General features: G+C 56.6%; 25 protein-coding genes, 1 tRNA gene and 1 pseudogene. 12 read left to right on the top strand and 15 right to left on the bottom strand.

The annotated features are described in order from the left end of the window. Positions 1 to 14: 14 nt before the first annotated feature. The 3 genes from sctC to GIW79_RS01375 are packed head-to-tail and all read left to right on the top strand — an operon-like array spanning position 15 to position 2,715. Entirely contained in the window at positions 15 to 2,153 is a 2,139-nt protein-coding gene (gene sctC, locus GIW79_RS01385; RefSeq protein ID WP_054921807.1) for a type III secretion system outer membrane ring subunit SctC, read from the top strand. After that, positions 2,150 to 2,353, top strand: coding sequence for an HrpT family type III secretion system protein (gene hrpT / locus GIW79_RS01380; protein WP_054897139.1), 204 nt, complete (start codon positions 2,150 to 2,152; stop codon positions 2,351 to 2,353). The genes sctC and hrpT overlap by 4 nt, the downstream gene beginning before the upstream one ends. Further along, positions 2,350 to 2,715, top strand: a complete 366-nt coding sequence (locus tag GIW79_RS01375) for a hypothetical protein (RefSeq protein WP_034128094.1) — start codon at positions 2,350 to 2,352, stop codon at positions 2,713 to 2,715. The genes hrpT and GIW79_RS01375 overlap by 4 nt, the downstream gene beginning before the upstream one ends. Here the strand turns inward: GIW79_RS01375 and sctU are convergent, their stop codons facing one another. The 11 genes from sctU to GIW79_RS01320 are packed head-to-tail and all read right to left on the bottom strand — an operon-like array spanning position 2,716 to position 12,858. Next, a complete protein-coding gene (sctU, locus tag GIW79_RS01370) occupies positions 2,716 to 3,813 on the bottom strand; it encodes a type III secretion system export apparatus subunit SctU (RefSeq protein ID WP_034128095.1) in 1,098 nt (365 codons plus the stop codon). Next, positions 3,810 to 4,598, bottom strand: coding sequence for a type III secretion system export apparatus subunit SctT (gene sctT, locus GIW79_RS01365; protein WP_054897140.1), 789 nt, complete (start codon positions 4,596 to 4,598; stop codon positions 3,810 to 3,812). The genes sctU and sctT overlap by 4 nt, the downstream gene beginning before the upstream one ends. Positions 4,599 to 4,607: 9 nt before the next feature. Continuing rightward, positions 4,608 to 4,871 carry a type III secretion system export apparatus subunit SctS gene (sctS, locus tag GIW79_RS01360; RefSeq protein ID WP_034128097.1) on the bottom strand — a complete coding sequence of 88 codons (264 nt, stop codon included), beginning with the start codon at positions 4,869 to 4,871 and terminating at the stop codon, positions 4,608 to 4,610. Positions 4,872 to 4,878: 7 nt separating this feature from the next. Beyond that, on the bottom strand, positions 4,879 to 5,535 hold the full coding sequence (sctR, locus tag GIW79_RS01355; protein ID WP_034128098.1) for a type III secretion system export apparatus subunit SctR: 657 nt from the start codon (positions 5,533 to 5,535) through the stop codon (positions 4,879 to 4,881). Next, positions 5,532 to 6,545 (bottom strand): FliM/FliN family flagellar motor switch protein, encoded by a 1,014-nt coding sequence (locus GIW79_RS01350; RefSeq protein WP_089041408.1) that lies wholly within the window; start codon positions 6,543 to 6,545, stop codon positions 5,532 to 5,534. Before GIW79_RS01350 ends, sctR begins: the two co-directional genes overlap by 4 nt. A gap of 2 nt (positions 6,546 to 6,547) precedes the next feature. Beyond that, the gene (locus tag GIW79_RS01345; RefSeq protein ID WP_054897141.1) at positions 6,548 to 7,003 is read right to left on the bottom strand and encodes a type III secretion system HrpP C-terminal domain-containing protein; all 456 of its coding nucleotides are present in this window, start codon (positions 7,001 to 7,003) and stop codon (positions 6,548 to 6,550) included. Beyond that, a complete protein-coding gene (sctO, locus tag GIW79_RS01340; RefSeq protein ID WP_054921802.1) occupies positions 7,000 to 7,428 on the bottom strand; it encodes a type III secretion system stalk subunit SctO in 429 nt (142 codons plus the stop codon). The genes GIW79_RS01345 and sctO overlap by 4 nt, the downstream gene beginning before the upstream one ends. Continuing rightward, a complete protein-coding gene (locus GIW79_RS01335) occupies positions 7,415 to 8,773 on the bottom strand; it encodes a FliI/YscN family ATPase (RefSeq protein WP_034128102.1) in 1,359 nt (452 codons plus the stop codon). The genes sctO and GIW79_RS01335 overlap by 14 nt, the downstream gene beginning before the upstream one ends. Next, complete coding sequence (locus tag GIW79_RS01330) at positions 8,770 to 9,675, bottom strand: FHA domain-containing protein (protein WP_181125408.1); 906 nt, start codon at positions 9,673 to 9,675, stop codon at positions 8,770 to 8,772. Before GIW79_RS01330 ends, GIW79_RS01335 begins: the two co-directional genes overlap by 4 nt. 37 nt (positions 9,676 to 9,712) lie before the next feature. After that, the gene (gene sctV, locus GIW79_RS01325) at positions 9,713 to 11,806 is read right to left on the bottom strand and encodes a type III secretion system export apparatus subunit SctV (protein WP_072446975.1); all 2,094 of its coding nucleotides are present in this window, start codon (positions 11,804 to 11,806) and stop codon (positions 9,713 to 9,715) included. After that, positions 11,803 to 12,858, bottom strand: coding sequence for a TyeA family type III secretion system gatekeeper subunit (locus GIW79_RS01320; protein ID WP_054921795.1), 1,056 nt, complete (start codon positions 12,856 to 12,858; stop codon positions 11,803 to 11,805). The genes sctV and GIW79_RS01320 overlap by 4 nt, the downstream gene beginning before the upstream one ends. A gap of 263 nt (positions 12,859 to 13,121) precedes the next feature. On the opposite strand from GIW79_RS01320, the gene GIW79_RS01315 reads away from it, so the two are divergent. From GIW79_RS01315 to GIW79_RS01305, 3 genes are all read left to right on the top strand, one after another. Further along, complete coding sequence (locus tag GIW79_RS01315; RefSeq protein ID WP_054897146.1) at positions 13,122 to 13,673, top strand: RNA polymerase sigma factor; 552 nt, start codon at positions 13,122 to 13,124, stop codon at positions 13,671 to 13,673. 235 nt (positions 13,674 to 13,908) lie between these two features. Continuing rightward, a tRNA-Met gene (locus GIW79_RS01310) sits at positions 13,909 to 13,985 on the top strand. A 165-nt stretch (positions 13,986 to 14,150) separates the two neighbouring features. After that, positions 14,151 to 15,389, top strand: a complete 1,239-nt coding sequence (locus GIW79_RS01305) for a tyrosine-type recombinase/integrase (protein ID WP_032903968.1) — start codon at positions 14,151 to 14,153, stop codon at positions 15,387 to 15,389. A gap of 136 nt (positions 15,390 to 15,525) precedes the next feature. On the opposite strand, the pseudogene GIW79_RS01300 reads toward GIW79_RS01305, so the two are convergent. The 4 genes and pseudogenes from GIW79_RS01300 to GIW79_RS01285 form a co-directional block, all read right to left on the bottom strand. Next, positions 15,526 to 15,771 (bottom strand): annotated as a pseudogene (locus tag GIW79_RS01300) (hypothetical protein); the annotation flags it as partial. After that, on the bottom strand, positions 15,768 to 16,748 hold the full coding sequence (locus GIW79_RS01295) for an integrase domain-containing protein (protein WP_033896929.1): 981 nt from the start codon (positions 16,746 to 16,748) through the stop codon (positions 15,768 to 15,770). The pseudogene GIW79_RS01300 and the gene GIW79_RS01295, both read right to left, overlap by 4 nt. After that, a complete protein-coding gene (locus GIW79_RS01290) occupies positions 16,732 to 17,085 on the bottom strand; it encodes a hypothetical protein (RefSeq protein ID WP_033896927.1) in 354 nt (117 codons plus the stop codon). Before GIW79_RS01290 ends, GIW79_RS01295 begins: the two co-directional genes overlap by 17 nt. Further along, positions 17,072 to 18,478 (bottom strand): YfjI family protein, encoded by a 1,407-nt coding sequence (locus GIW79_RS01285; RefSeq protein ID WP_032902229.1) that lies wholly within the window; start codon positions 18,476 to 18,478, stop codon positions 17,072 to 17,074. The genes GIW79_RS01290 and GIW79_RS01285 overlap by 14 nt, the downstream gene beginning before the upstream one ends. A 1,240-nt stretch (positions 18,479 to 19,718) precedes the next feature. Here GIW79_RS01285 and GIW79_RS01280 point away from each other — a divergent pair. The 6 genes from GIW79_RS01280 to GIW79_RS01255 all read left to right on the top strand — a co-directional run bounded on the left by GIW79_RS01280 (position 19,719) and on the right by GIW79_RS01255 (position 26,482). Next, a complete protein-coding gene (locus GIW79_RS01280; RefSeq protein WP_056785431.1) occupies positions 19,719 to 20,048 on the top strand; it encodes a hypothetical protein in 330 nt (109 codons plus the stop codon). A 43-nt stretch (positions 20,049 to 20,091) separates the two neighbouring features. Continuing rightward, positions 20,092 to 20,316, top strand: coding sequence for a hypothetical protein (locus GIW79_RS01275; protein WP_032902227.1), 225 nt, complete (start codon positions 20,092 to 20,094; stop codon positions 20,314 to 20,316). A 55-nt stretch (positions 20,317 to 20,371) separates the two neighbouring features. Next, the gene (locus GIW79_RS01270; RefSeq protein WP_198717101.1) at positions 20,372 to 20,965 is read left to right on the top strand and encodes a hypothetical protein; all 594 of its coding nucleotides are present in this window, start codon (positions 20,372 to 20,374) and stop codon (positions 20,963 to 20,965) included. Between the two features lie 838 nt (positions 20,966 to 21,803). Then, positions 21,804 to 23,942, top strand: a complete 2,139-nt coding sequence (locus GIW79_RS01265) for an ATP-dependent nuclease (protein ID WP_032902226.1) — start codon at positions 21,804 to 21,806, stop codon at positions 23,940 to 23,942. Beyond that, complete coding sequence (locus tag GIW79_RS01260) at positions 23,942 to 25,726, top strand: UvrD-helicase domain-containing protein (RefSeq protein ID WP_032902225.1); 1,785 nt, start codon at positions 23,942 to 23,944, stop codon at positions 25,724 to 25,726. The genes GIW79_RS01265 and GIW79_RS01260 overlap by 1 nt, the downstream gene beginning before the upstream one ends. 423 nt (positions 25,727 to 26,149) lie before the next feature. After that, positions 26,150 to 26,482, top strand: a complete 333-nt coding sequence (locus GIW79_RS01255) for an ATP-binding protein (RefSeq protein WP_056785433.1) — start codon at positions 26,150 to 26,152, stop codon at positions 26,480 to 26,482. Positions 26,483 to 26,532: the final 50 nt, after the last annotated feature.

Raw genomic sequence — 26,532 nt, 5'->3', positions numbered from 1 at the left:
CCAGAGACTTTCCCATGCCTGATAAAAACGACAAGCACAAACGCTTGCGCCCTCACGTACCTGCTTTTACTCCCCGCGCCGCCTGGTGTTGGCTCATTATGCTGCCTGGGTGGCTGCTACCACTGGATAGCGCGCTGGCCGCAATACCTCCTGAGTGGAAGAACACGGCCTACGCTTATGAAGCCCAGCACAAGCCAGTGCGCGAAGTGCTGGAGGATTTTGCCCAGACATTTGGTACTCAGCTCCAGGTCGAGGGCCTGCTCGAAGGTAACGTCAACGGCAAGATACGCGCAAATACGCCGCAATCATTGCTCGACCGGTTGGGGGTCGAACACCGTTTCCAATGGTATATGTATAACAACACCCTCTATATCAGCACCCTGGACCAGCAAGAATCCGCGCGCCTGGAAGTCTCCTCCGAGACCATCGCGGACCTCAAACAAGCGCTGACCGATATAGGCTTGCTCGACAGTCGTTTCGGCTGGGGCGAGTTGCCGGAAGACGGTGTTGTGCTGGTCTCCGGCCCGAAGGTTTATATCGAACAGATCAAGCGCTTCAGCAGCCAGCGCCGTTCTACGGATGAAAAACAGAGCGTGCTGAGCTATCCACTGAAATTCGCCAGCGCGGCGGATCGCCAAATGGAATATCGCAACGAAAAAATCATCATCCCCGGTGTAGCCACCATGCTAAGAGGGCTCCTGGAACCGCGCTCACCCTCATCGTCTTCGGCGCAGTCTCAACGCTCCATCACCCAGCCCCCGTTCATCACACCGGTGGTGCCACGCTTGAGCAACCCGTTGCTGGGGCAAATGCTCGGCTCCACGCCGACAACCGGGTTGAACGACTCGACCGATACGGGCATGTCAATCACCCGGCGGGTCCCCCTCAGCCCTGCCCGTATCCGCGTCGAAGCCGACTTGCGCAATAACGCCATCCTGATTTATGACGTGCCGGAACGGCAGGCAATGTATCGCGAACTGATCACCCAGCTCGACGTGGCACGCAAACTGGTGGAAATCGATGCCATCATCCTCGACATCGAGCGCACGCAACTGCGCGAATTCGGGGTGAGATGGGGCTTTCAGAACAGTCGCTTCAGTGGCGCAGCCAACATGATTTCCGGCAACGCTCAGCTGACAATTGAAAACCGCGGTCGTTTCGACGCGGAGATACGCGCGCTGGAAGCCAAGGGCCTGGCAACCATGGTGTCCAATCCGTCAGTCCTGACACTGGAAAACCAGCCAGCGGTAATTGATTTCAACCGGACCCAATACCTGACTCGCGGTCGGCAGAACGCTACGATTTTACCGATCACCGTGGGTACCAGCTTCCAGGTCGTGCCCCGCGTCATCACGAGCCGTGGTGGCCATCAGATTCAGCTGTTGGTAGATATCGAGGACGGTAACTTCGAAGAGGCCAACCCTACTCCCGGTAGCTTCGATGTACGCCGAGGCAAAGTCAGCACCCAAGCCATCATGGCCGAAAAACGTTCGCTCGTGGTCGGTGGTTTCCACGTCACCGAAAGCACCGACAAGCACAGCAAAGTACCCCTGCTGGGGGATATTCCGCTGTTGGGCAAGGCGTTGTTTTCCTCCACTGAACGACAGAACAATCGGCGCGAACGTCTATTTATCCTCACGCCACGCGTTATCGGCGACCAGACCGACCCGTCACGCTACCTGCCCCAGGCAGACCAGGTCGAATTGCAAGCCGCTCTCACCCCCCTGGCCAGGCGCTACGACCCTCACCAGCCAGTGATCAAGCGCAGCGACATTATCAGTACCCTGGCGCACCTGGTCACCGGGCAAGTGCCCAAAGCCTTCAAGGTAGCGCCGATGCCCCTGGGGCTGAACACCTTGTGCAGTACCCGCAACTTGCTGGCGCTGAACACCGAGCGCAGCCAGTGGTACGCCGGCCCGCAGTACAACGTAGCCGTGGTGGTGCTGCGCAACCAGTTCAATCGCAATGTGCGCATCGACGAAAAGGAATGCAGTACTTCGCAAACCCTGGCCGTGAGTGTCTGGCCCCGCGCCTGGCTCAAGCCGGGCGAGGAAGCAGAAGTGTTTATCGCCATGCGCCCGGTGGTCAAGGATGAACACATCAGCGTGCCCCGTCCCTCCCTGATCACTCCAACTCAAAAGGCCAAGCCATGAAACATCGCTCGCTGTACGTCACCCTGATCGGCGCGGCGCTGCTCGTCGCCGGTTGTACGCCCACCTGCAAGGGCGACTCCTGCTCACGTCCGCAATCGTCCAAGGACAAGCTGGTGATTTGGTGGCCTTCACAAACGCGCGTCGAACCCGGCCCTGCCGGAGAGCGTCCGGACTATCAGACGGTGTCGCTGGAACGATGAGCGCCCAGGGAACCCCGGCCGATGAACGCCAGGTCTTCCTCGACAGCCTGGTGGGCGGCTCTGCCGCCCACCTGACGCTTGGCCCGGGGGTAACAGCCAGCAACATGCAAGCCGGAACCCGTCAGGGTCTGGCCCTGCACGTGGCTCGCGAGGCGCTGCAAGCTTCACAATTGCAGAACGCGCTGGAGCGGCGTTTCGAGCAGGCCGTGGCATTCGATGGCTGCTTTATCTACATTGACGCCCAGGACGCGCTGGTGATCTGGCATGCACTGCCCCCACAGCCCAACCTGCTCGACAGGCTCCTCAGCCGAATGTTGTCGTTGGCCAACCTTGAAACCCTGGATGCGCGTACCCGGCGCTGATCAACGCAGATCAAGCTCCGGCAATTCCAGGGTTTCACGCTTGGCCTCATCATCAAGCTCGCGCAGGGTGCGGTAGATCAATGCCACGGCCTGCAGGGTTTCACGAGGAATTGTCGCCCCCAGCTTGTTCGTATACAGCGTACGGGCCAGCCACACGCACTGGATCACCGGTACATCAGCCGCTTTGGCGCGAGCGATCAACGCACGGGCGTCATCATCAGTCCCTTTGCTCACCAGCAGGGGCAGCGGCGTTTTGCCGGGGCGGTAATACAAGGCCACGGCAAAGTGCGTCGGGTTGACCACCAGCATATCGGACTCCTCCAGCTTGGGCAGCTTGACCTTCGGCTCCTCCTGGGCCAATTGCTGCGCCAGGGCGCGGCGCTGCCCCTTCACGTGGGGATCGCCCTCCATGTCCTTGTACTCTTTCATGACCTCGACCTGGGTCATGCGCATGCGCTTGGCAAAGAAGTATTTCTGCATCGCCAGGTCGATAAGCGCCAGCACCAGCAATAACCCGAGACAGGCATGCAGCAGATAGCGGAACAGGGCGATCAATCCCAGGAGGTAGCTTTGCAGATCGCTGGTGGCCATATTGATCAACGCCCCCAGGGAAGGCCAGATCACCACGTACAGGATCAGGCCCAGCAGTGTGGCCTTGACGATGCTCATCAACAGGTTCATTACCGACTGGGCAGAAAACATTTGCTTGAGTTGGCTGAGCGGGTTGAGACGATTGAAGTCGAGCTTCAAGGCGTCCGGCGCGAACAGAATCCCGAACTGCATCCAACTGCTGACCAGCTTCGTGATAATCGCCACCGCGGCCATCAACAGGGCGAAGGAGAAAAACAACATCAAACCTTCGACCATCACTTCTTCCAGCGCCTGCGGGAAAGGCAAGGACAGACGCGTGATCGGCAGCAGCATCAACTGCTGGAAACGTTGCAGGCTGCTCTCGGCGGTGAACAAGGCGATTTCGCTGATGGCTGTCAGCACCAGTAGCTTACCCACATCCTGGCTTTGGGCGACTTGGCCTTTCTTACGCTGATCACGCAGCTTCTTGGCTGATGCGGGGTGCTTCTTTTCCCCCGAATCACTCATGACAGCGAGACCTTGAAGAACACGCCCAGGGAGTGCTTGAGGTCTTTAAGCAAGCCCATGCGCCCGACGATCAGATCCTGCAGCAACGCAAAATACAACAACAGCACACCGATACCCGCCAGGCTCTTGAGGGGCGGCGCCAGCGTACTCACTTGCAATTGCTGACTGTAGACCCCCAGCAGCGCGATGCCGAACTCCAGCAACAGCAGCACCGCAATAAAGGGGGCAGCGTAGAGCATCATGTGCGTGAAGGTATCGCCAAGCAGGCCGACAAATACATCGAACCCATCGGCAGCGGGCAGTGGAAACCACACCGTCGGTGGCCAGAGCAGATAGCTGTCCCAGATCACCTGCGTCAACGCTCCGAGGCCCATACTGGCCATCAGCAAAAAAATCGCCAATTGTTTGAACAGATGCCCGGCCGGCGTCGCGTCTGGCCCAAGCGAGGGGTTGAGCTGACCACCGGCCAAAGCTCCCCGCTGGTTATCCAACAACGCCCCGACCGACTCGAACAGCCAGAACGGCATCGACAGCAACACGCCCAGCAATAACCCCAGGGCCAACTCTTTGAGGACCAGCCCTCCGAGCATCAGCGCCGAGTGTTCCTGGCCCTCCAGCATGACATGAATGGCAGGTGCAGGCAGCAGTGCCATGACCACCACAATGGTATGCCGCAGCATGCCGCGTATATGTTGAAAACAGAATGCCGCCACGAGGAAAGCGCAGGGGTAGATACGCGCCATGGCGACCAGCAGGGAGGGCAAATACTCAAGATATAACAGCACAGGCAGACCTCAGTGCAGGGCCGATCGACCGATCATGTCAAAGGTCAAGTTCATCAACTGGATCAACTCCACACCGATCCAGCGACCGGTCATGATCAGGGTGATCCCCACTGCCACCAGCTTGATACCGAAGGGCAACGTCTGGTCCTGTACCTGCATCAGCGCCTGCACCAGGGAGGTCATGACCCCCACCACCACCGCCACGATCAGCGGCGGCGCCGTCAGCATGACTACCAGCAACATGCCCTGCTTGAACAGTACGATGGGTTCCATAGGTCACTCAGAGATAGGAAAAGAACAGGCTGTCGAGCAACCGCGACCACCCGGAGACCATCACGAACAAGAGCAATTTGAGCGGCAGGGAAATGGTCATGGGCGAGACCATTTGCATACCCAAAGCCAAGAGGAGATTGGAAACGATCAGGTCAATCACGATGAAAGGGATATAGATCAGGAAGCCGATTTCGAACCCCGCCTGCAACTGTGACAGCACAAAGGCCGGCGCCAGCAGGATCAGGTCCTCACGTTGGACCTCCTGCGCCATCTGCGCCGGCCACATGCGCATGGCATTTTCCAACAGGTGGGTAAGAATATCCGGGTCACTGTTGCGCAGCATGAAGGTGCGCAATGGTTTGATCGCCTCCATTCCCGTCTGTTGGAGTGCGCCTACGCTGGTCAGGTCCAGGGGCGACACCTTGACGATCTCGGCCATCTCATAGCCTACAGGCGCCATGATGAACAGGGTTGCCGCCAGGGCAATACCATTGATGGCCATGCCCGGAGGCACCTGCTGCACACCGATGGCATTGCGGGTGATCATCAGCACAATCACGATCTTCAGGAACGCCGTGCAGACGACCAACAGCATGGGCATCAACGACAGTGCCCCAAGAAATATTGCCAGGACGACCGGATCTATTCCCTGGAAACTATTCATCGAGAAAAGATCACGCGAGACATCTGCAGCCCCAGTCGCCCGTCCACTTCAACCAACTGGCCCAGGCCGAGGGGGCGGTCGCCGTAATAGAGACCGGCAGTGCCGGGGGCATAGCCGGCAACCCCCAACACCGCGCCGGGCGCAAGGTTGCGTAATTCGCCGAGGGTCAGGTTCAGCGTACCGCACCGTACATTGAGCGCCATGCTCAGCTCGTCGAATGGTTCATGCCCGAACACATCCATCACCGCTGTTTCATCCTCATGCTCTGAGTAGGGCTGTGTTGCAAAATCCTCATCCACAAACATATCCTCGATAGAAGTAAGGGTCAGACGCATCGGCCCGGATTCAGCGTCGATCCAGCCCACCAGGCGCTGTTTGCCAACCTGCACGTGGCCGGTTCCCGACGCACTGAAAAAGGCTCGCTCAAGCACCAGCACGTCACCAGCCCGCAAGCCGCGCAGCTGGTGCATGGACAACCGCAGGTGCCCAAGCGTTACGTCAACCGCCAGCCGAAACTGCGCCGGCATCGGCTCAGCCCTGGATCGCCACGGCCCCGCCTTGCATAGCGCCAGAAAGCTCTCGACAGACAGCCACAGATAGCCCGCCACGCGAGAGGCCCCAAGCGTCACGCAGAGTCGACAACCAAAGTTCATGGGGCGAGCGCCTGGCAGCAAACGCAGGTACCCAAACAACGCCTGCACCTCAGGGCTCAGATGATGCTGGAACAACTCCCAGAACCAGGCGTCCGGATCATTCCCGGCCGGCTCGAGCGTCACGGGGCATTCACCCATCAAGCTGAACTGTGGTCCTGGCTCACTGAAGGCCAAGACGCCACAGGCGGTTTCGAAGCAGAGCGGCTGGATGCCCACAGGAGCAGTACCAGGCTCCATTCTCAACTCGCCACTCGACCCAGCGACCTCGAACGGCATACACAACCCTTGCCCCAAGCGCTGCCGGGCAACCGCAATATCGGTTTTGAATCTGGGAAGTATCAAAGGTGGCAGCATCATGCCTACGTCGATTTTGCCAGATACAAACTGACAGGCTGGCGCAGGCTCTGCGCCAACCGTTGCTCACATTGTTGGCGTACACCACTGAGCCAGTGCACCGTATTGTCTTGCTCTGCATGCAGCTCGACGTTCCAGCCCCCCTGCTCCCGGCGGATACTGGCGTTGATCCGCCCCAGGCGGCCCAGGTGAAAAACAGCCATCAACGGCCATTGCGAACCAACGAGCATTCGCGGCGCCAACTGCTCGGTCAGTGCCCCGATCATGGCGACATCGCCCGAGGCTTTGATTCCATTCAGAGACGCTCCATATCCCCCGCTGTCCTGGCCCCCATCGTCAAACAACCGGGCGAACAATCGCCCTTGCTCCCAAGGCACCAGGGTACCGAATTCAGGTGCACGATCATCGCGAGACTCGCGCGGACGCTGACGTTCAGGCGGACTAACTGAAACCTGTTTCATATCGGCTCCTGCCTCAGTAACTCAGATAACTCTTGTATTTTTTCTACCTGGCGCAAGCACAAGGTGACGTGTTTCTGCGCCTGGCCGACCCGTGCAGCCCGCTCTTGCTGCTGCTCTTGGAGTTGCAACAATTGGCCTTCTTCACGCCGGGTACCCGCCGATAATTGCCGCTCCTTGGCACTCCAGTTTTTCAGCGCCTTGAACGTCACCACCTGCCCCTGGTGCTGACTCAACAGCTGCGCGCATTGCCGGGCCTCTTCCAGGCGGGTTTGCTCGAGGATTTCCTGCGCTTCCCGGATATGCGCGACCAGCGCTTGCTGCGCCCTTTTTGCCTCACGCAGCGCACGCTCGGCGCGGTCTGCACGGTGTCGGCGCAAACGTCGCAGGGTATCGATTTCAGCCGGTAACACTTCAGAATGGGACATGGGCGGTCAGCTCAGCCAATTGGTCCATGGTGGCGGCAAGCGGCGAAGGTTCGCGCAAGTCCTGGCGCAGAAAGCCATCTACCGCCTGCCGACTGTCAACAGCCAGGTCGGTGAGTGCATCGTTGCCGGGCTGATATTCCCCCAACTTGAGCATCAGCTCGATCTGCTGGTAAGCCGACAGCAAGCGTCGTAGCGCCGTGCCGGCACGGATATGCACGGGCTCGGCAACATTGCTTAGAATCCGCGAAAGGCTGGCCAGGACATCGACCGCCGGGTAATGGCCGCGCTCGGCCAGCTTGCGCGACAGGACGATATGACCGTCGAGCAGAGAGCGCACCTCATCCGCTACCGGATCGTTCATGGAGTCCTGTTCGATCAACACTGTATAGATGGCCGTGATCACGCCTTCACGGGTCAAGCCGGCACGCTCCACCAGACGTGGCAGCAAACTGTAGACCGACGGCGGCAGACCACCGCGCCCCAAGGGTTCACCGGCAGCCAAGCCGATTTCACGTTGGGCCCTGGCAAAACGGGTCAGAGAGTCGATCAGCAACAGCACCCTCTGGCCCTTGCGCCGGAAACCTTCGGCCAGCGCAGTTGCCGTGAACGCAGCACGCGCGCGCTCCATGCTTGAGCGGTCGGAGGTTGCACACACCAACACGGCCTTGGCACGCAACTGCTCATCCAGTTCATGATCGAGAAACTCGCGCAGTTCCCGGCCCCGCTCCCCGATGAGACCGAATACGATCACATCGCACTCCACGTTACGGGCGATTTCGGCCAACAAGGTGGTCTTGCCACAACCGGCTCCGGCAAACAGCCCGACACGCTGGCCCTCCCCCAGAGTCATCAGGCCATCAATCGAGCGCACCCCCGTAGCCAGTGCGCGGTTGATCCGCGGCCGTTCGGTAGGAAGAGGCGCCTCGCATAACACTGTGGTCGCCCCAGGGGTGTCCGCTTCCACGAACGCGCTCACACCATCGCCCGCAATCGGGCGGCCAAAACCATCCAGCACCTGCCCCAACAACTCATCACCGACCCGGACCTGATGCGGAACCCCCAACCGCTCGACGCTGGCGCCTACGCGCACGCCTTCAAGGTTGCCCAGGGCACTGAGCACCGCATCGCGCTGATCGAACCCGATGATCTCGGCGAGCATGTAGTCGCCCGGCCCTTTTTCGACTTTGCATAGGTCACCAATACGTGCCTGCGGCAACCGGCACTGCAGCAGCATGCCGTTCACGCGCTGGATACGACCGAGCATTGTCACCGGCGCGAAACTGCTCAACGCCTGTGACTGGTTCAGTTGCCAGGCCTCCAGACGCTCCTGCAGCGACCCCTTCACCAGCCCACCTCATAGCGTTGCTCGCCGTCAAAAACCACTTTGCTGTTATCGATCAGAACCAGGCGCAGGCCATCCACTTCATCACCCACGAATAAGCGGCTTCCTTCCTCCAGCACCACGTGGCCATTCGGGCCACCCACTATCTGCGAGATCTTGAACGGTAGCCTGCCTTCGCGTACCCGTACGCGACTGAGCACCGGCACCACAGTGTCGAATTGCTCGGCAAAACGGTCGAGCATGCGCGCAATCAGTTCCACTTCATCCTGGGAAACAACACCATTGAGGGCAATCTGACCATTGACGATCTGCAAGCTGACGCGCTGGAGCAATTCACGTTCGTTGAGCATCTTCATGAGTTGCTGACGCACCTCAACGGGTGAGTCCAACCCGGGTTTCTGAATGACCGCCGGCATCAGCGATGCCTGGGCCTCACGCTCACCGCTGAAGATAATGCCGACCGCAGCGATGATCACGGCGCATAGCAGAACCAGGCTGACCAAGCGTTTTTGCTGCAACAAGGGAATGGAAGACAGCGTCAGCGGCAATGGCGCCTGGGGCAAGGGCTCCGTTGCCGGCCGGGGCGGCTTGAGCACCGATGCCTGCCGCCAAGGATGATCGGCAGGGCATACACACAAGCTGACGGGGCCAATCATAAACGGCGTGTTGAGTGCCAGATCGCCGATCTGCGCCAACATTTGCCCATCGCCGTTTTTCAGCAGCCCCGCTTCAGCCTGCACCGACCAGCGCCCTTCGAGCAATAGCAGGCGCGCGTGGTGCTCGGCGATACCGGGATCATCCAGCAAGAGATCAGCGTCCGCGTTGGCGCCAAGGCTCCACTGCTCACCAAACAGAGGCAGCGCGGCCCCTTGATGCAAACCATCCAACACTCGGAGTTCGAACATCAGTACGTCCCCCCGTACTCTGCAAGTAGCGCTGTGTTCATGCCAATGTCCCGTGCATCAACTCATCCTGGCCAAGGTCAAAACGCCCCAGCACCTTGACCTTGGAAGTGCTCCCCAGCTCGGCGAAAGACAACACCGGCACATGGTTGAACTCCTCAAGCAACAAGGTGCGCAAGGGGCTGCGCAAATCCTGCGCCACCAACAACACACTTTTTATTTTTGCCCGTGCGCTGAAGGCCTGGTTGAGCAGGTTGACCAGCGCAGCGCTATTATCGCCGTCGAGTGCAAAGAACACCCCGGTCTGGGTCTGGCGCAGCGCCTCGCGCAGGATGTTTTCGGTATGCGGTGACAACAGCCAGGCATGCAGCCCATCGGCCTCGCTGTACTGGTGGTAGATCTGCGACTTGAGGGCAATGCGCGCATAGTCAGCCAGTGCTTCCGGCTCGCGTTCGTGCTGGCCGTATTCGATCAGCGATTCGACAATCAACCTCACGGCGCGCAGCGGAACCCCTTCGCTGGCCAGGCGTTGCAGCACCGCCGAAAAGCGCGAGATCGGCATGATGCGTTGCAGTTCCTGCACCAGCTCGGGTTGGTTGTTCTCAAGCCAACTGAGGATCGACTTGCTCTCTTGAATCCCCAGGAACTGCGGCCCGCTGAGCATCATCGCCTTCTTCATGCGGTCGACGATCAGGCTCGTCGCCGTGAAGCGCTCCAACTGCGTGTCATTGAGCAGTGGGTCGTCGGGTGGCAGCCAGAGCCAATCCTGTTCATTGCGCTCGGCCAATCCCGGTACGCCATGCTCAGGCTCAACCGTCAGGGCGCTGCGCTCCACGGCAACGTGCTGGACCACCGACGCCTTGACCATGGGTACCTCATGGACGCAGAAGCGCATTTCATCATCGTCCAGCGAGTCATCGATCTCGACTTCAAACGGCGGCAACGTCAGGCCAATATTGGCAACCAGGGAGTTTCGAACCTGACGGATTCCGTGAATAAGATCGGTCACCTCAGGCGTACCGCGCAAAGCCGAGGGAAATTGCAGCAGATAGGGCCGGGACGGATCAAACCCGCGCAGATCCTCTTTGCCATTTTCTTCAGGCCGCACGGCTTCGACGGCTTCGGCTTCTGGCTGCGCTTCACGTCGGCGCCGACGGTCGAGGTAATAACCCAAGGCGCCGGTCATCATCGCCAGCAGAATAAACACCAGGGTCGGCATACCAGGCACGATCGCAAACACCAGCATGGCCACCGAGGCGATCATCCAGCTCTTGGGCTCACTGGTCATCTGGCGTGCGATCTCGGCGCCCATGTTCGTGATGCCCTTGCGCCCTTCCGGCGCCACGCGGGTAATGATCATGCCGGCGGTGAGAGAGATCAACAGCGCCGGTATCTGCGCAATCAGACCATCGCCAATCGTCAGCACCGAATACAGCGCCATTGAATCGGCGGCGCTCAAGCCGTGCTGGAACATACCTGTGGAGAAGCCGCCCAACAGGTTGACCACAACGATGATCAACCCCGCGATGGCATCCCCCTTGACGAATTTCATGGCACCATCCATGGCCCCGAACAGCTGACTCTCGCGGGACAACTGCTCACGCTTGTCCCGCGCTTGCACGCCGTCAATCAAGCCGGCACGCAAGTCACTGTCGATGGACATCTGCTTGCCCGGCATTGCGTCCAGGCTGAAGCGCGCCGCCACTTCGGCAACCCGCTCAGAGCCCTTGGTGATCACCAGAAAGTTGACCAGAGTCAGGATCAGAAAGATCACCATCCCAACAGCCAGGTTGCCGCCCACTACGAAATTACCGAAGGCCTCAACGATATCGCCGGCGTCCTGTTCGAGCAGGATCAAGCGCGTCGTTGCGATCGACAACGCCAGGCGGAACATGGTGGTCAGCAACAAAATCGACGGGAAGGAAGAGAACGCCAAAGGCCCGGGCAAGTAAAGCGCCAGCATGATCAGCAGGCAGGCAATACAGATATTCAGCGCAATCAGAATGTCCACCAGCCAGGTAGGCAGCGGCACGATGAAAATGAACACAATGGCCATGATCACCACCGCGCCCAAGACCTCGGCACGCTGCGCCACCTTGAGCAGTACACCGTTGAGGGTGGACAGCACGCTCACGCCAGGATAGTCGAATTAGGAAAACCAGGGCGTATGCGTTCGAGGCGAGCAAGCTCGTCCATCACCAGCAGAAAATTGTGCAGCGCCTCTTGGCGTGATTTGCTATCCGGCCACAAGGCCTCGGGCAACTTTTGAAACAGCTTATAAAGCGCATTGAGAGACACGAGTTTTGATGTGCTGGCCCCCATATCTTCAGCCAGGCGCATGACTTCATTTGTCACGATGCCGGTGTCTGCATAACCCAGCATGCGTCGCAGCAGGCTTACCGCATGCATTTCGATTGCAAGGTTCTGAATCAGCTCACGACAGCTGCATAACACCCCGCTCAATGCGCCACATTTGCCCAGTCCTGTCAGCAAGGTGCGCAACATTGCCGTAGGGACGGAGGACACATGGGCGGCAATGTCGGCCGTCAGGGCGCTGGACATCATTTTCAACCCATGTGCAAAACGGTCGTCACTGTAGATGCCGAGCAGCGCGTGCATCATGGTCGCCAGGGATTGCCGTGTCACCACACTGGCGTAATAGAGCGCGCGCAGCGCCTGGAGCTCTTCTGGATCGCCACTCTTCTTATGCAAGGCCATGGCAATATTCAGGCCCGCCTGGATCTCCCCTTTGAAGCGGATCTCCAGCTTGGCAATTGCATCCCGCGCCAGGTCGGCTTCGGAGTTGCGCACGTCGGCCTCGGCCTGCCCGCACACCGCCTTGAGTACCACGAAGGTGCGCGCCGGATCACCGCCAGTGAGCTCCAGCAATGTATCGATGCTGGGTTGCGTGAGTAATTTCTGCCTGATTCGACGTACTACCGCGGCAAAGCTTTCCTGGGCCGGATGCCCCAACTGCTCATAGAGCTGCGCGAGCACCTGGACAGGAGGCACACGCACGTCAATTACACGCTTATCCAACGTACGACTGCTGGATTCCACCTCCTGACTGAAGTGCAGAGAAAGATCATCGACACCTTGGCCTGGCTCAGGTTTGGCGGCCGGGCTAGCGGTGGGGAGTTCCACCCGCGGGGTCATTGGCACTTCGTTGGTAGATTCGACTTTCATGGGCAGGCCAGTACAGGAAGAGAGTGTCCATATGTGGTCAGGCCCGCCCAGATGGTTCCACTGAAACTCACTCATCCAACAAGATGAAAAAACCCGCACAGGTCCCTGGTGCCTTTTGCAAATTACTGCACAAAACCACCACGACCATAACGTATTTATTTATATAAATCATATGGTTACACAATGATTCTCCTTTGGCACAGGCAGTGCAAAAGAGGTAACCGCCGAAACTATTTCGACTGCGTCTACCTTAAGGAAAAATCATGAATATCCCTATTGAAGCCCTCGTTCACCTTGGTGGCAGTTCGCCTCAATTCATGCTCCATCTGACAGACGATCAACAGAAAAAACTTCGCCGTTTCATTCACAAACGGGTCCTGAACCCGGAAGACGCGGATGATCTTTTGCAATTGACTTACCTGGAGGCCTGGCGCAATCGCGAACGTTTCAGTGGTACCGCGACACTCAGTACCTGGATGTGCGGCATCGCGCAGAACCTGATCCGCAATCACTTCCGGCGCCTGTATGCCAAGCCTGCACATTGCGAATTCGACGAGTCGCTGTGGCATGGCCATGAAGAAAACCACAGCCTGGACTGGGAGTTCGAAGTCAACCGGCGCTTGGAAAATACCCTGAGTGCGATTGACCACTTGCCGACCGAGATGCGCAGAACACTGTACGCCTCGCTGGAAACCGACGGCAGTTACCAGGACACCGCCGATGTACTGGACATTCCTATCGGCACCGTGCGCTCGCGCTTGTCACGGGCCCGCGAACAGCTCAAGCGCGTCACCCACCCCCCACTGCATCGGTAAGTTGAGTTAGCCAGTCACGTGTTGGGCGACAGGGATATCTGCCCAACATTGTCGGACATGGCCTGCGAGTAAACCTTCGAAGACGCCAAGCGCTTCCACTCCCCTCATCCACAACGCATTCGTCACCGCCCGTCGCCAAAACCAGCGCTTTGGCTTAAACAGTTGAAAGCGTAGAAAAAAATTCTACAAAAACGCTTGACGCATTGCCGTTCCAAGCGAATAATGCGCGCCACTTGGCTACATAGCTCAGTTGGTTAGAGCATAGCATTCATAATGCTGGGGTCCGGGGTTCAAGTCCCTGTGTAGCCACCAAGTACCGATTTATAGAGATCCAAGGATGTCTATAAATTACCTCAAGAAGCCCGCCTCGTGCGGGCTTTCTTGTATCTGGACGTCCAAGCTGGTCCACCTACATCCTTCACATCTTGTATGCCTCCATGTATGCTTCAATAAAAATTGAACTGGAGGCATACACGAGTGAAACGCAGCGATATTAAACGCCGTCCTCTCTCCGATACCGCACTAGTCAATCTCGCTCCCGAAGCGGGGGCCTACCGTGAGCTAGACAGCTCGGGGCTGTATTTCAGAGTAAAGCCTAACGGGCAGAAGTCGTGGGAGTTGCGCTATAAGAAGCCCGACGGCAAATGGTCGTGGCTCGGGCTTGGCGGTTACCCAGAAGTCAGCGGCGCCCTTGCTCGGCAAAAAGCTGCTGAATTGAGATCGGATGCAGCAGAAGGCAAAAATCCGATAGCCTCCAAGAAAGCTAGAAAAGCTGCGGAGATAGCAGCAACAAACGAAACCTTTGAAGTCTTGGCTCGTGAATGGCATACGTCTCGCTTGGCTGGCTGGGATGTCGGCACAGCAAAAAGAGTCCTTGGAGCCTTGGAACGCCACGTGTTCCCTCTTGTCGGAAAACGTCCTTATGTCTCCATCATGTCGATGGAATGGATGGAGCTTTTGAGAGGGCTCGAACGTCAGGGAATCCTCGAGCAGATGAGTCGCGTGAGGGCTTACTGCAAAGACATCTACGACCTGGCTCGCGTAACCGGCAGGGCGATGAACAACCCCTTAGAGGGGGTTCATAAATTTCTGTCATCGGGAAAGGCCGAGAACTACGCCCATGTCTCCCTGGAAGAACTTCCCGCACTGCTCAGAGCAATACGATCATACCCACACGCCAGGGATATCCAGCTTGGCCTCCAACTGCTTACTCTCATGGCTGTCCGCCCCAGCGAGCTTCGAGAGGCATACTGGGCTGAGTTCGACTTTGACAAACGGCTTTGGACCATCCCCGTTGAACGCAAAGGCCGTAAAAAAGGGCGTGAACACCTTGTACCACTCTGCAAGCAGGCACTAAGCGCTCTTACTGAACTAAGGAAAATCACGGGAGCGTACCCATTGCTGTTCCCTGGTCGAAGTGATCGAACCAAGCCTCGCAGCGATACCGTTTTTCTGATGGCGCTAAGGCGCCTTGGTTACGAAGGACGACAGACCGGACATGGCTTCCGTCATATTGCAAGCACCGTACTCAACGAGCACGGTTTTCCAGCGGACCACATTGAAGCCCAGCTCAGTCACAAGCCGTCAGGTGTCCGAGGGATCTATAACAAGGCTCAGTACCTGGAGCAACGTACGACAATGATGCAGTGGTACGCCGATTATCTTGACGGGCTTGAACAGGAAATATCAGAGCCGTATAAAACTACGGCCTCTTAGCTTCTTGCCCAGTGAAGAGAGTCCGCAGAGCGTCCTGATAGGCTTAGCTTGAAGTCGACCATTTAGGTTGCGGGATGCCACAGCTTGGTGAGCATTTATCCAAATTGAGCTGACTGTCAGCTTTAATACTTTCACACCGCCTACGAATTAGCGCTGTTGTTAACTCGTAATAGTAGACGGTAGCTGGAGCTGAGCATCGCAGGTAGTGCTTCAGAAACCATCTCACGTGCTTTTCTCTCCAGGACCAGGGCGTCGCGCAACCCCAACGCTCACGAATCGCCTCGTGCATCCTTTCTGCTTGCCTGATGTGCCGCTGCCGCGTGGCATGCGCACCTTTAAGCAGAGGGCTCAAAAACAACTCCATATCGAACTCGGACTTCATCGATGACCTCCGATGTAGGCACTCACAACGTCGATGCGGTTATGCCCCAACTCGTGGCTGATCTGCTGGCGTGCACACTGATCGAGTGCTCGATCCTCTCGATGACAACGACCGCCATTGATGGGCGCGGAGAAGCCGGTCAGTTGCTCATAGCGCTCACAGGCGTAAGCCGCCCGCAGCTCATGAAAACCTTTCAATCCATGCTCATGCAGAATGTCCCGTGCCGGTCGCACAACTACCTGCATAAAGTCTTTGTAGCTTTCGTCGGGCGCCAACAAATTCCGGCTGCCATTGGGTGAGTTCGCGCTGGCCCAATCCAGGGCATCGCGAACTTGATCCGTTACCGTAATCCAGCGCGGTGCCGATGCGCCTGATCGACCGCCTTTGGTGCCATCCTGGATGTTGATCTTGCCCAGTTGCCGACCCTCACGTTGCAGTCGGGGCAGATCGGCCAGGATCGCTTCGCGCAGGCGCATACCAGTCTCACGGGCGAGGAGCACAATGGCACTCACCCTCGATTGCTGACGATCTGACAGAGTCCGCGCGATCAACTCGACCTGCGCACGGTCTTGGCCTTGCGGAGCCTCACTACGCACGCTTGAGCGCTGCAAGCCAAGCGCCTTACTCGGACTCGGGATTTTGACGTACTGATCACCGCGCAGCGCGGCCATCGTTCGGTTCACGCTGGACAGTCGGTTCTGCGCGGTGGCAATGCCGACGTTGCCCTGATCAACCTGCTCCCGCACGTGGACGGCGTACCGCATGAGGATCTCGCGGTCTATCTGGCGCGCGTCGTTGACCCTCGGCCCTTCATCGGATCGACACCAATGCACGAACGCCTGCCAGCGATCACTATGGGCTTTGACGGTAGCAAAATGGCCGTCGCCAAACAGGTCTTTCAGTGCTTGCGGTCCAGCATAGCTAAGCTGGCGACCGAAGCCGAAATTGCGCCCCGCTCGCTTACCGACCCGAGCCATTTTTCTGTTCCTGATCGACTGCCGCGAGATCATGCAAAAGGGCTCGCCAGTGCGCACTTACAATCGCGAACTGAGCCCAATCAGTCGGGCGAAAACACAGCGTGTTGTCAGTGACGTAGAGATGCACGCCCTGCTCTTTCAACAACTGAATGATGGCTGTCGTCGAGGTGATAGTTTTACGGGTGGTGGCGACACCGGCGACAGCGGCGACATCCCTTGCCCTGCTTGGCTTTGAGCGTGGCGACAAAGTGGCGACAGTAGCGGCGACAAATTGCGCTTTCGGCTCCTTTTCGCGCTGAGCCAGATGGTTGCGCAGCGCTTCATCAAGATTGAACATGGCGCACCTCGAAGGTGTGGCCGTCGGTGATGAGCCACTGATGATCAATCAACTCGACCAGCAGCTTGGCGGCATGACGACTGCTCTTGCGGGCAAAGCGGGGACCGTTGCGATTCAATTCACGAATACTGAAACGCTTCCAATCTTTGACCTGTAGCCATCGCAGCAGCCGGTCTGCCTCCTCTTTTACTCGACACACTGGCTCCTGCTCAGTCAGGCGCTGGATCTCGGTGAGGTAGTAGCCGACTAAAGCGGAGGCACGCTGGATATGGTCGACCTCCACGGCGCTGCTCTCCTCCACAACTGCAAGAATGCCGGCGACGCGCAGCAGGTTATCGGCGGCCTTTGATCCGCTGGGCCGTACGCTGGCCAGCTCGCCAAACTCCCCCAGCTGAGCTTCGATAGCATCATGCAAATCAATCCAGCGACGGCGGGCCAACGGACTGAGGGTCAGCGGTGACAGCTGCAGAGCACCGTCAGCGGAAAGTGACCAAGGCTTATGAAACAGGGCCGAAAGGCGGTGGTGATATCGCTTTAGGACGGCGTCTTTCGACAAGTCGACAGCCTGATAGCTACGTTGTCCAGCCAGGCTGGTGGGCCAGGTCATCAGGCAGCGTCCGAGGATGCCTTGCCCCTGGAGCAACGGATCACTTAGTAACTGTATGGCCAAGTACGGTTGCAACATCAGGTGCAGGCTCACGCGTCGGTCATAGGCTCGCAGGCTTTCACCTGCCATGGAGCGCGCGCGATCTATCGGACTGCCATCCCAGAGTGACGACAAGGTTGTTACCGCTTTCAAGCGGTTATCCCGACTCATGGTGCTGCTACCGAGGAATTGTCCACCCTCATCACAGAACAGCCCCATGCTAGGCAGGTCATGACAAAGCCCCTTCACTAGGGCCTCGATAGTCGGGTCCGTGGTGATCAGCCGAGGGGCTGAGGGCTCCGCTTCGAGTGACATTCCGTTCGCGGACTCAGGATCGGCAGGCTTGATACGCTGCGCCTGTCGCTGTGCGGCACGGTACCGGGTAAGTTGTTCGCGATAGCGCTGCCACTGCTCACGCTCCCATTGCCGTGCTGGCAGCAATGCACATCGATCTGCCGCCGTTTTACGATCCCCTGACGCGGCCACCGTGATCAGGTACAGCGACAGCGGATAACTGCGCCCGTCGAGCTGTAAGCCCGCATGACCTTGAGTGGCCAGAGCCGAGGCAGCCAACATCGATTGTGCGGCCAGTGCTTGGGGCACGCCGATGACCTCGGCCATGCGCTCTACCGCAGGCCCAAGAATTCCACCCAGTGCCTGCACCGGATAAGCCTGGGCGACGGGATTCGACTCAATCAGCGGTCGAGGTCGTCGTGGTTGTTCAAGCTTCGGATCTAACTGCTGCATGGGCCCTCTCCTCGTTCATTGCTGGTTGCCCTCACGTAGTCCCGCCACGGATGTTGAGTGTTATCAGGGATCAAGGCCCCTGCGGCCTGTGAGGTGTTCACTGACGCGGAACGCACGGCTCCTTACGACCGGGAGCGAGGGCATAAACCCATGAATCTGGCCTCCTTAGACGCATCCGAAGATGCGGGCGGGTGGAGGCTGTGCCGACTGACGAGTTCGGCACCTAGAGATCCTGGGTGAGAGAAGGCAACAACATCGACATCTGGCGCATGCCTGACTGTCAGTCAGGTGCAGCCTTTCCATAGGTTGCGGCACCAGTGGCTGTGTCGTTGTGGATGGCGACGAATCGGATTTGTCAGGCCGATTGTCACGAGGAGAGTTGCGGCAATGCCTTGTACGACGTGGCTTGCAGCAGTGGTACGAGCGCCCGTCTCTTTCCAGGAGAAAGAGACGGGCGCAGTCTGGCGCAGCGAGGTGTGCAGAGAGGTGAGGTTGCTGCAGCGCAGCGAGGTAGGTCCATCGTCTGCCGCAGTGGACAGATCAGTCGAGTAGGCATCCATCACTCTTGGGGAGTGACCGTGCGAACCGCCGGACGCTAATCGCACTTGGGGAAGAACCATCACGCAAGTGGCGTAGCCTTGAAGGTTCTGGCTACCTGGGCAGGTGCTGTCAACGACAGCGATCCATGCGCCAATTTTTATACCCACTCGAAAAGACGGTCAAGCGTCACGGCCAAAGCGTGCAAAAAGTGGCGACTGTCGCCACTTTTGTCGCCACGCTGCAGGGCATGTCCGACGTGGGTTGTCGCCGGTGTCGCCGGTGTCGCCACTGCTCTAGCCATGACCACGGCAAGATCCGTTCTTACAATGTGGCGGCACTCGAAAAGTGATTACTGATGGGTAACGAAGGCTTGATGCTTATTGAAATTCAAAATGAGATTGTGGAACGAAGTGGCTCGAAAAAAACGGCTGAACCCTCCAACCGGCGCGATCAAAGATCGCTGGATCGGAGGGTTTGGCGGGAAAAGCAAAATCTCAAACGTCAAATACAGCCTCAAGCATCAAGCTAGTTGATTGGGAAGTGGCGGCTTCACGCCCCATGACCAGCGGCTGCTGCAAGCATGCAGTATCAATAAGATATACATCCGAATGAGGCTGCCAGCCAATCGACTATTTTTCTTCAATTCAGTTAAGCTCGGTACCGTAGTTTTTTTCGACGATGCACTTCAACAGGAGAGTCAATGCACAAGGTTTTGCTTGCCGTCAGAGCCATCCAGAAAGGTGATGTGTTCGGCTATTACAGCCATCAACTCACCCTTCCCTTCGCACCGTTCCCAGGCCTTCGTTTTGAGCAAGGAACCAGTTGCACGTTGTGGGAAACGATGACTGGCTCGGAGCTTGCTCCATCTGTTGAGCAGGTCATCTACGACTTGGATGAGGAACAATTCGTCTGCCTATTTGATGTGGACATCCCATTGAAGGCATCTTTTTGGACTGATGATGTAGGTCTGAAGCCCGGATCTGTCAGCGCTATCGGCGAATACTTCCGTAACATGCCCATTCATAGGTAGCTAAGAGCCCAGTACGCCAGCCTTTTCATAAGGAATTATTACGATGAGCGAAACCATGACTGCCGACGAACTCAATCTACTTCTGGACAACATTCGCCTAGAGATTGGTTACCAAGGGGAGGTTACGACCCTCACCTTGAAGCCGCGTCAGGCAGAAGAAATTGATGCTATCAAGAACGGCCTTTACGTTGAGGGGCGTACCTTTCAGTTCAACTCAGCGACCAACAAGCTCACTGTTGACTCGACGAATTGCCCCGTCCACGAGTGATATGTACTAAGGCTGACCCACCGAGCTTTTTCACACATACGCAAGGATGCGAGCAATGCCCGTGCTCAAGAAAAGTCTTTCGAAAAGCCTCATAGCCGTAATCGCCTCAGTTGGTGGCGCCTGCCTTGAAGCCACTACCGACATAATCAAGAAAAACCTCGAGCCCGCGTTGATCAGCGTACGAAACAGCTTTGAGGATCGACTCTCGCCCCTTCCAGAACACGCGTTGATCGGACTAAGTTTGGACTTCTACATGCCTTCGACCCTGGGCAGTGAAACCAGCGCTGAAGGCGTCTCAGCGTCCATCCCAGGAAGAAGCTGTCGCAAGTCTGGTGGACATGACATCGTTCGCGTATTTGACGAGTCAGCAAACGCTCATCGCACGAACGCCGTAATGATCATTCATTGCAGTCCCTCGGGGCGTGTTTCGGTAAGCCTTGCTCCACAAAACGGCCAGATCGTTCCAATTTATGAAGGCCACTTCAAAGACGGTGAGAAAGCTGGCTTCCCGGGAGTACCCGGCAGTTATTACGCCGGCGTTCTGACAATACATCGCCTTGACGCAGTAGAGCCAAAGGGTCCTTGGGTACCGGCCAATAAATGTCAGGTAGACAACAGCTGTAACCCTGAAGATTTTTCGATCAACTAAGGCCCTGTGTACCCGCTACTACCCTAGCCATGCCTAGGCTATCGGAGACCAACTTGTCAGAAACCTCTCTCACTTTCAAATGCCTAGGCCACACCATGCGTGAGGACGGCTTGATTGGGCGCTACCACCTAAAGGTGACCGATATCAGGAGTGGCAGTACCGCGACAATCTCTGTGGAGCCCAGGCACCTTGCCTCCGCCCGAAGCATGAAAAGGATCCTTCTAGCTCGGTGCATGTTCTACAGGGCAACACGCGCATCGCACGACAATATGCTACTCGACATTCTTGATCCGCAATCTGGAGGAACTCAAGATTAGCCTGGCCTGTCTGGCTTTTCGAGCATCATCAGTTTTCTTTTCGCAAGTTCCATCACCGAATCAAAGAACCTATATGGTGTCTAGCCAGAATGACCATGGAACTGAACAGAGCGTTGAGTGTTCGGCAGATGACATCAGTGCGTATATAAAGATGCGAGTTGCAGTAGTCAGCGTCCTGGCTTTATGGCCGCCCAATGTTATCCAGGAGGCCCTAATTAAGCTTCTCCTGTGGGACGAGCAAATTTCTTTAGGAAATAGAAAAACACTTGCAAGGGCTAGGCGAGTCGGTGGAAATCTTCATGTCCGTCAACCCTGACGAATACGATGACGTCAGCTGGAGCACGTTTTGGCCTGCGCCCCAACACTTGCAATCATGTGATAAAGCTATTGCGAAGCAGCGCAATCGCTGCGCCTACTGCTGGCGCCTGCAAGCGGTTTCTGTGGGAAAATCATTCCCCCTCACGCTACCATCGCTCACAAACGAACAAGGCTGTTTATGAGTGTTGGCGCTCTGGAGAATTATGCACATTTCCAAAATGACTTTGGTCAACTACCGAAACTTCAGCAATACAACGCTGAAGTTTCAGCGGGGCGTCAACACCATCATCGGCGAGAATGGCGCAGGTAAGTCCAATATCCTACGCGCAATCCGTCTACTACTGGATGACACCATGGTGCGTGCCGCCTATCGACTGGAGGAATCGGACTTCTGCCGATCGCTCGGCGAATGGCGAGGCCACTGGATCATCATCAGTGTTGAGTTCGAAGAGATCAGCGCTGACGAAGCCGTGCAGGCGCTATTCCTTCATGGCACGGCTGCGCTCGAAGGCGGACCGCTGGCGAAGGCCACCTATAACCTCATCTTCCGTCCGAAAAAGGAGATCCGGCTCAAGCTGGCTGCTCTCGATGTTTTTGATGATGAAGAGCTTACGAGAATACGTAATGCCATCACGATTGACGACTACGAAACTGTGTTCACAGGAAGAAGCGGTGCCGATTTCAGTGACCCCTCCGTCTACCAATCGATCGTGGGCGATTTCGATACGTGTATTTTCAGTGCCGAGACTGAATTTCCTGAGATAGGGGCTAAAGTCCCCGGATTTCTCTCGGTTACGAAAGAAGTGTCACTGACCTTCATCCAGGCCCTTCGGGATGTCGTGGCCGAGTTTCACAACAACCGAACGAACCCGTTGTTTACGCTTCTTAAAAGCAAGAGCGGCGAGATCGATCCAGTGTCGATGCTTCCCATAACCGAGATGGTCAGGAACCTGAATGCCTCTATCGAAGGCCTCGAAGACGTGCAGTCGGTTCGTAACCACATTCGGGAAACCATCAAGGATGCGGCCGGAGAAACCTATTCGCCTGCTTCGCTTTCGATCAAATCTGACCTACCAGACGAAGCAGAAAAATTATTTCAGTCGCTGCGCCTCTTCGTCGGCGAGACCGATGACGGGTATGAGGGTGGTATCCATGAGCTGAGCTTGGGCGGAGCGAACCTTATCTACCTGACGCTGAAACTCCTTGAGTTCAAGTATCAGCGCGAGAAGCTTGCCATTGCCAATTTTCTGCTAATAGAGGAGCCCGAAGCGCACATCCACACCCACATCCAGAAAACTCTGTTCGACCGTATTTCCTACAGCGATGCCCAGATCATCTACACGACGCATTCGGCCCACATCTCCGAAGTGAGCAATGTGAGTAACGTCAACATTCTGGGACGGCAAGGCTCATATTGCGAGGCTTATCAACCCGCTACGGGGCTCGAGCCATCAGAGGTGAGAAGCATCCAGAGATATCTGGATGCCGTTCGTAGCAATTTGCTGTTCGCTAAAAGCGTGCTGCTCGTTGAAGGCGATGCGGAGGAGATACTGATCCCAGTCTTGGTGAAGAAGCTGCTAGGGCTGAGCGTTGATGAGTTGGGTATTAGCGTCATCAACATACGCAGCACGGGGTTCAAAAACGTCGCGGTCCTTTTTCACGACCTCCGAATCCGCAAGCGCTGTGCGATAGTCACTGACCTTGATACCACCTTCTTTGATGTGACGCCGCAGCCAACTGACCTTGAATTTCTGGCAAGCAAGAAGCGCAAGGCGATAGGTTCCCAAAAAGCTGGCGCCGAACGCAAGGTTGGCCTCGATGCCTTTGTCGCTGGAAACCCTTGGATCTCGGTCTACTATGCACCACACACCTTTGAAGTTGACCTCGTGTCAGCGGGCAACGAGGAAGCGTTTGTTCGAGCAGTGAGTAAGATCTATAAAGCGCCGCACACTATCAATGAAGCGGTGGAGGCCCTTCGATCAGGTCAGCCTCATCTGGTAGGTTTTCGTGCACTGTTGATGGCTGAGCATGAAGGGAAAGGCTGGTTTGCAATCATGCTCGCCGAAGAACTGGACCATCAGGTAGCGATCCCTCCCTACATCCTGCAGGCCATTCACTTCGCACATGGGCACATATCCCCTCTGCTGCTCACCAGAATCCTACACTATCGAGTTGCCCGCCAAATCCATGCCGATCCCTCAGGGCAACCACGACTAGCACTCCTCGGGGGGCAGGTTGAGCGCTTCCAACGCGGCGAAATCGATCTGATGTTCCTAAAAGCTGCGGTCGCCCTTGCGTTACCAGGCGATGCCATTAATTCGTTCATGGCGGGCATTGCCTAATGTTTGCCTGGGATCCCCGTGAATTGAACGCGGAGCAGTCAGCCGCAGTGGAAGAACCTTCGAGCGTATTCCTCATCGCATGTCCTGGTAGCGGAAAAACTCGGACTTTGACCTATAAGATCGCTTATGAGCTTTCGCGGAGCATGGACAAGCGGATTGTCGTGGCGATTACTTATACGCACCGCGCTGCAGATGAAATCCAGGAGCGCATAGAAGATCTCGGCGTTGACACGTCAAAGCTGTGGATCGGGACCATTCACTCATTTTGCCTCGAGTGGATCATTAAGCCATATGGCATCTACCTTCCAGAACTTTCCCGCGGCTATCGAGTTTTAGACAAGCACGACCGCGAACTCATGCTTGATCGGCTATGCGCGCCCTACGCAAAGATCACCCACTGGGATTGCGATTACTACTTCAGCGAAACGGGCTATCACCTAGGCTGCAAAGATGTTTGGAAGCATGAGACACTCCATAAAATTCTTGGCGAGTATTTTCGCGAACTCACGGACGCGCGTCAGATCGATTTCGAGCTGATCCTTTGGTATGCGCAGATACTAATGCGCGATCAAAAGCAAATTGCATCGATTCTCGCTTCGGTCTTCTCATATGTTCTGGTAGACGAGTATCAGGACACGAAGCAAATTCAGTATGGTCTTCTTACTGCTATTTTGCGTGCCGGAGCAGGGCGAACGAAGACCTTCATCGTCGGCGATCCGAACCAAGCTATCTACGGCTCGCTCGGTGGCTACGCAATTCCGGTGGCTGATTTTCGTGCTAAAGCTGGCATCCCGATAAGAGAAATGGCACTTACCCGAAATTACCGTTCGAGCAAGAGGATCATTTCCCATTTCTTGAATTTCAACGTTTATCCGACATCAATCGAGAGCGCAGGATCGAATGCGTCGTTTCCGAGCAAGGTTTCGTACAACCAGCACGTAACACTCCCCGATTTGCATGACGAGCTAGTACGACTGATCCAGGCAAGCCTCGCTGCAGGGTATCCACCTGAGGAGATCTGCGTGCTAGCCCCATGGTGGATTTTATTGGCATCGACGACGCGTCAATTAGTACGGATGCTTCCGGATCAACAGTTTGACGGCCCTGGTTTAGTCCCCTTTAGCAACGATATAGACAATTTCTGGTTCAAAGTTTCGAAAATCATCCTGACTGAGTCATCGCCGAAGATGCTTGTTCGCCGCATGCGATGGGCAAGAGATGTGATCAGCGACTTGGTTGATCTTGGCGTTGATACATCGCGTCTGACGCAGCGGCTCCTGTTGAGGGAATGCAACGCAATTTCAATCTCCGAGATGGATGGGATTGCCTACCTTGACCAAGCCTTCACCGCACTGCTTGAACGACTCGGTGTAGCCTTGAATAGTTTCCCCGCATTGGTGGAGCATCGCGATGCGTTCTTTCGCAGCTCACAATCTCGGATCGACAGGCTCCAAAAGGACGGAGCCCCGTACATCAACGACATCTCTTTCTTCAGGAAGGTATTTCGCGAGCGGACAGGTATCACCGTTTCGACGATCCACGGTGTAAAAGGTGCCGAGTACGATGTGGTCATCGCGTTCGGCCTTCTTGAGGGGATGGTGCCTCATTTCACTGAGGCAGCAAGCTTGGATTCCGCTAACAAACTGCTCTACGTCGTAGGTTCCCGTGCCCGCAAACATCTACACCTGATTTCTGAGAGCGGACGTCCCCAAGGTCGCTATGGGAACTATGCGGCTACAGAGGCCCTATTCGCATGTGCCTTTGACTACGACGCAGCCGAGTAGCATCCCGCCTGATTTTTGCCATCTGAAGTACGCCTCGTCCGTGCACATTGTTGGTCGCGGTAGGGACGGCAGTTACCTGCCGCCCCCCGCACAGATCCGTACATGCGGAACTACCGCATACGGCTCCTGCCTCGGGTAGGTTCCTTCCTCGTTTCTGAATCAACGGGTCATTCAGTTCTAAACCAACGCAGACGCCTTTACAGCGCAAAGCATGAAGGCCGGCAGCGTAGTAATTCAATCGCTTTCAGCGTTGATATGCATCGGGCGGGGGGAGGGGCTCGGGAGGGGGCGACATTGCAGGGACTTCTTTCCCTACGCGGCGAGCCATTATTAGGCCATCCCCGTGTAGAATGAGCCGAAACAGCCATTCGTGCAAATCGTTGATGTGCTCGGGGCCGACAACCTTCCATGATGGAATGCGAGATGCAGCAAGCAAATTTTCAGGTTGACTCCCGACTGGCAACGTTGCTCAGCCAAGATTACTCGACGACAGAAAAAGCTCTTAAAGAGTTGGTTGATAACGCATGGGATGCGGATGCAGAAGAGGTGGTTATCGAACTACCTGAGCCATTGACCAATGGCCCTATTGTTATACGCGACGATGGTAACGGGATGACTCGCCGGGAGCTTGAGTCTCATTATTTGAAAATTGCATCTGATCGACGGATGCGGACTAATGTGCGTATTTCGCTCATCGTGACCGGTCATTTCGCTAACAACGTGACCGGTTTCTCCACCCGATTGCGCGGGGTCTAAATTCTAACCGCATCGGTCACGATGCCGCTTCTTCTTCCGTCTTTTTACGT

It is taken from the genome of Pseudomonas sp. PA-7-1E (genome assembly GCF_021605325.1).
Taxonomy (GTDB): Bacteria; Pseudomonadota; Gammaproteobacteria; order Pseudomonadales; family Pseudomonadaceae; genus Aquipseudomonas; species Aquipseudomonas fluorescens_BV.
Note: the sequence above shows the minus strand (reverse complement) of the source record. Positions and strands in the feature narration are given on the sequence as shown.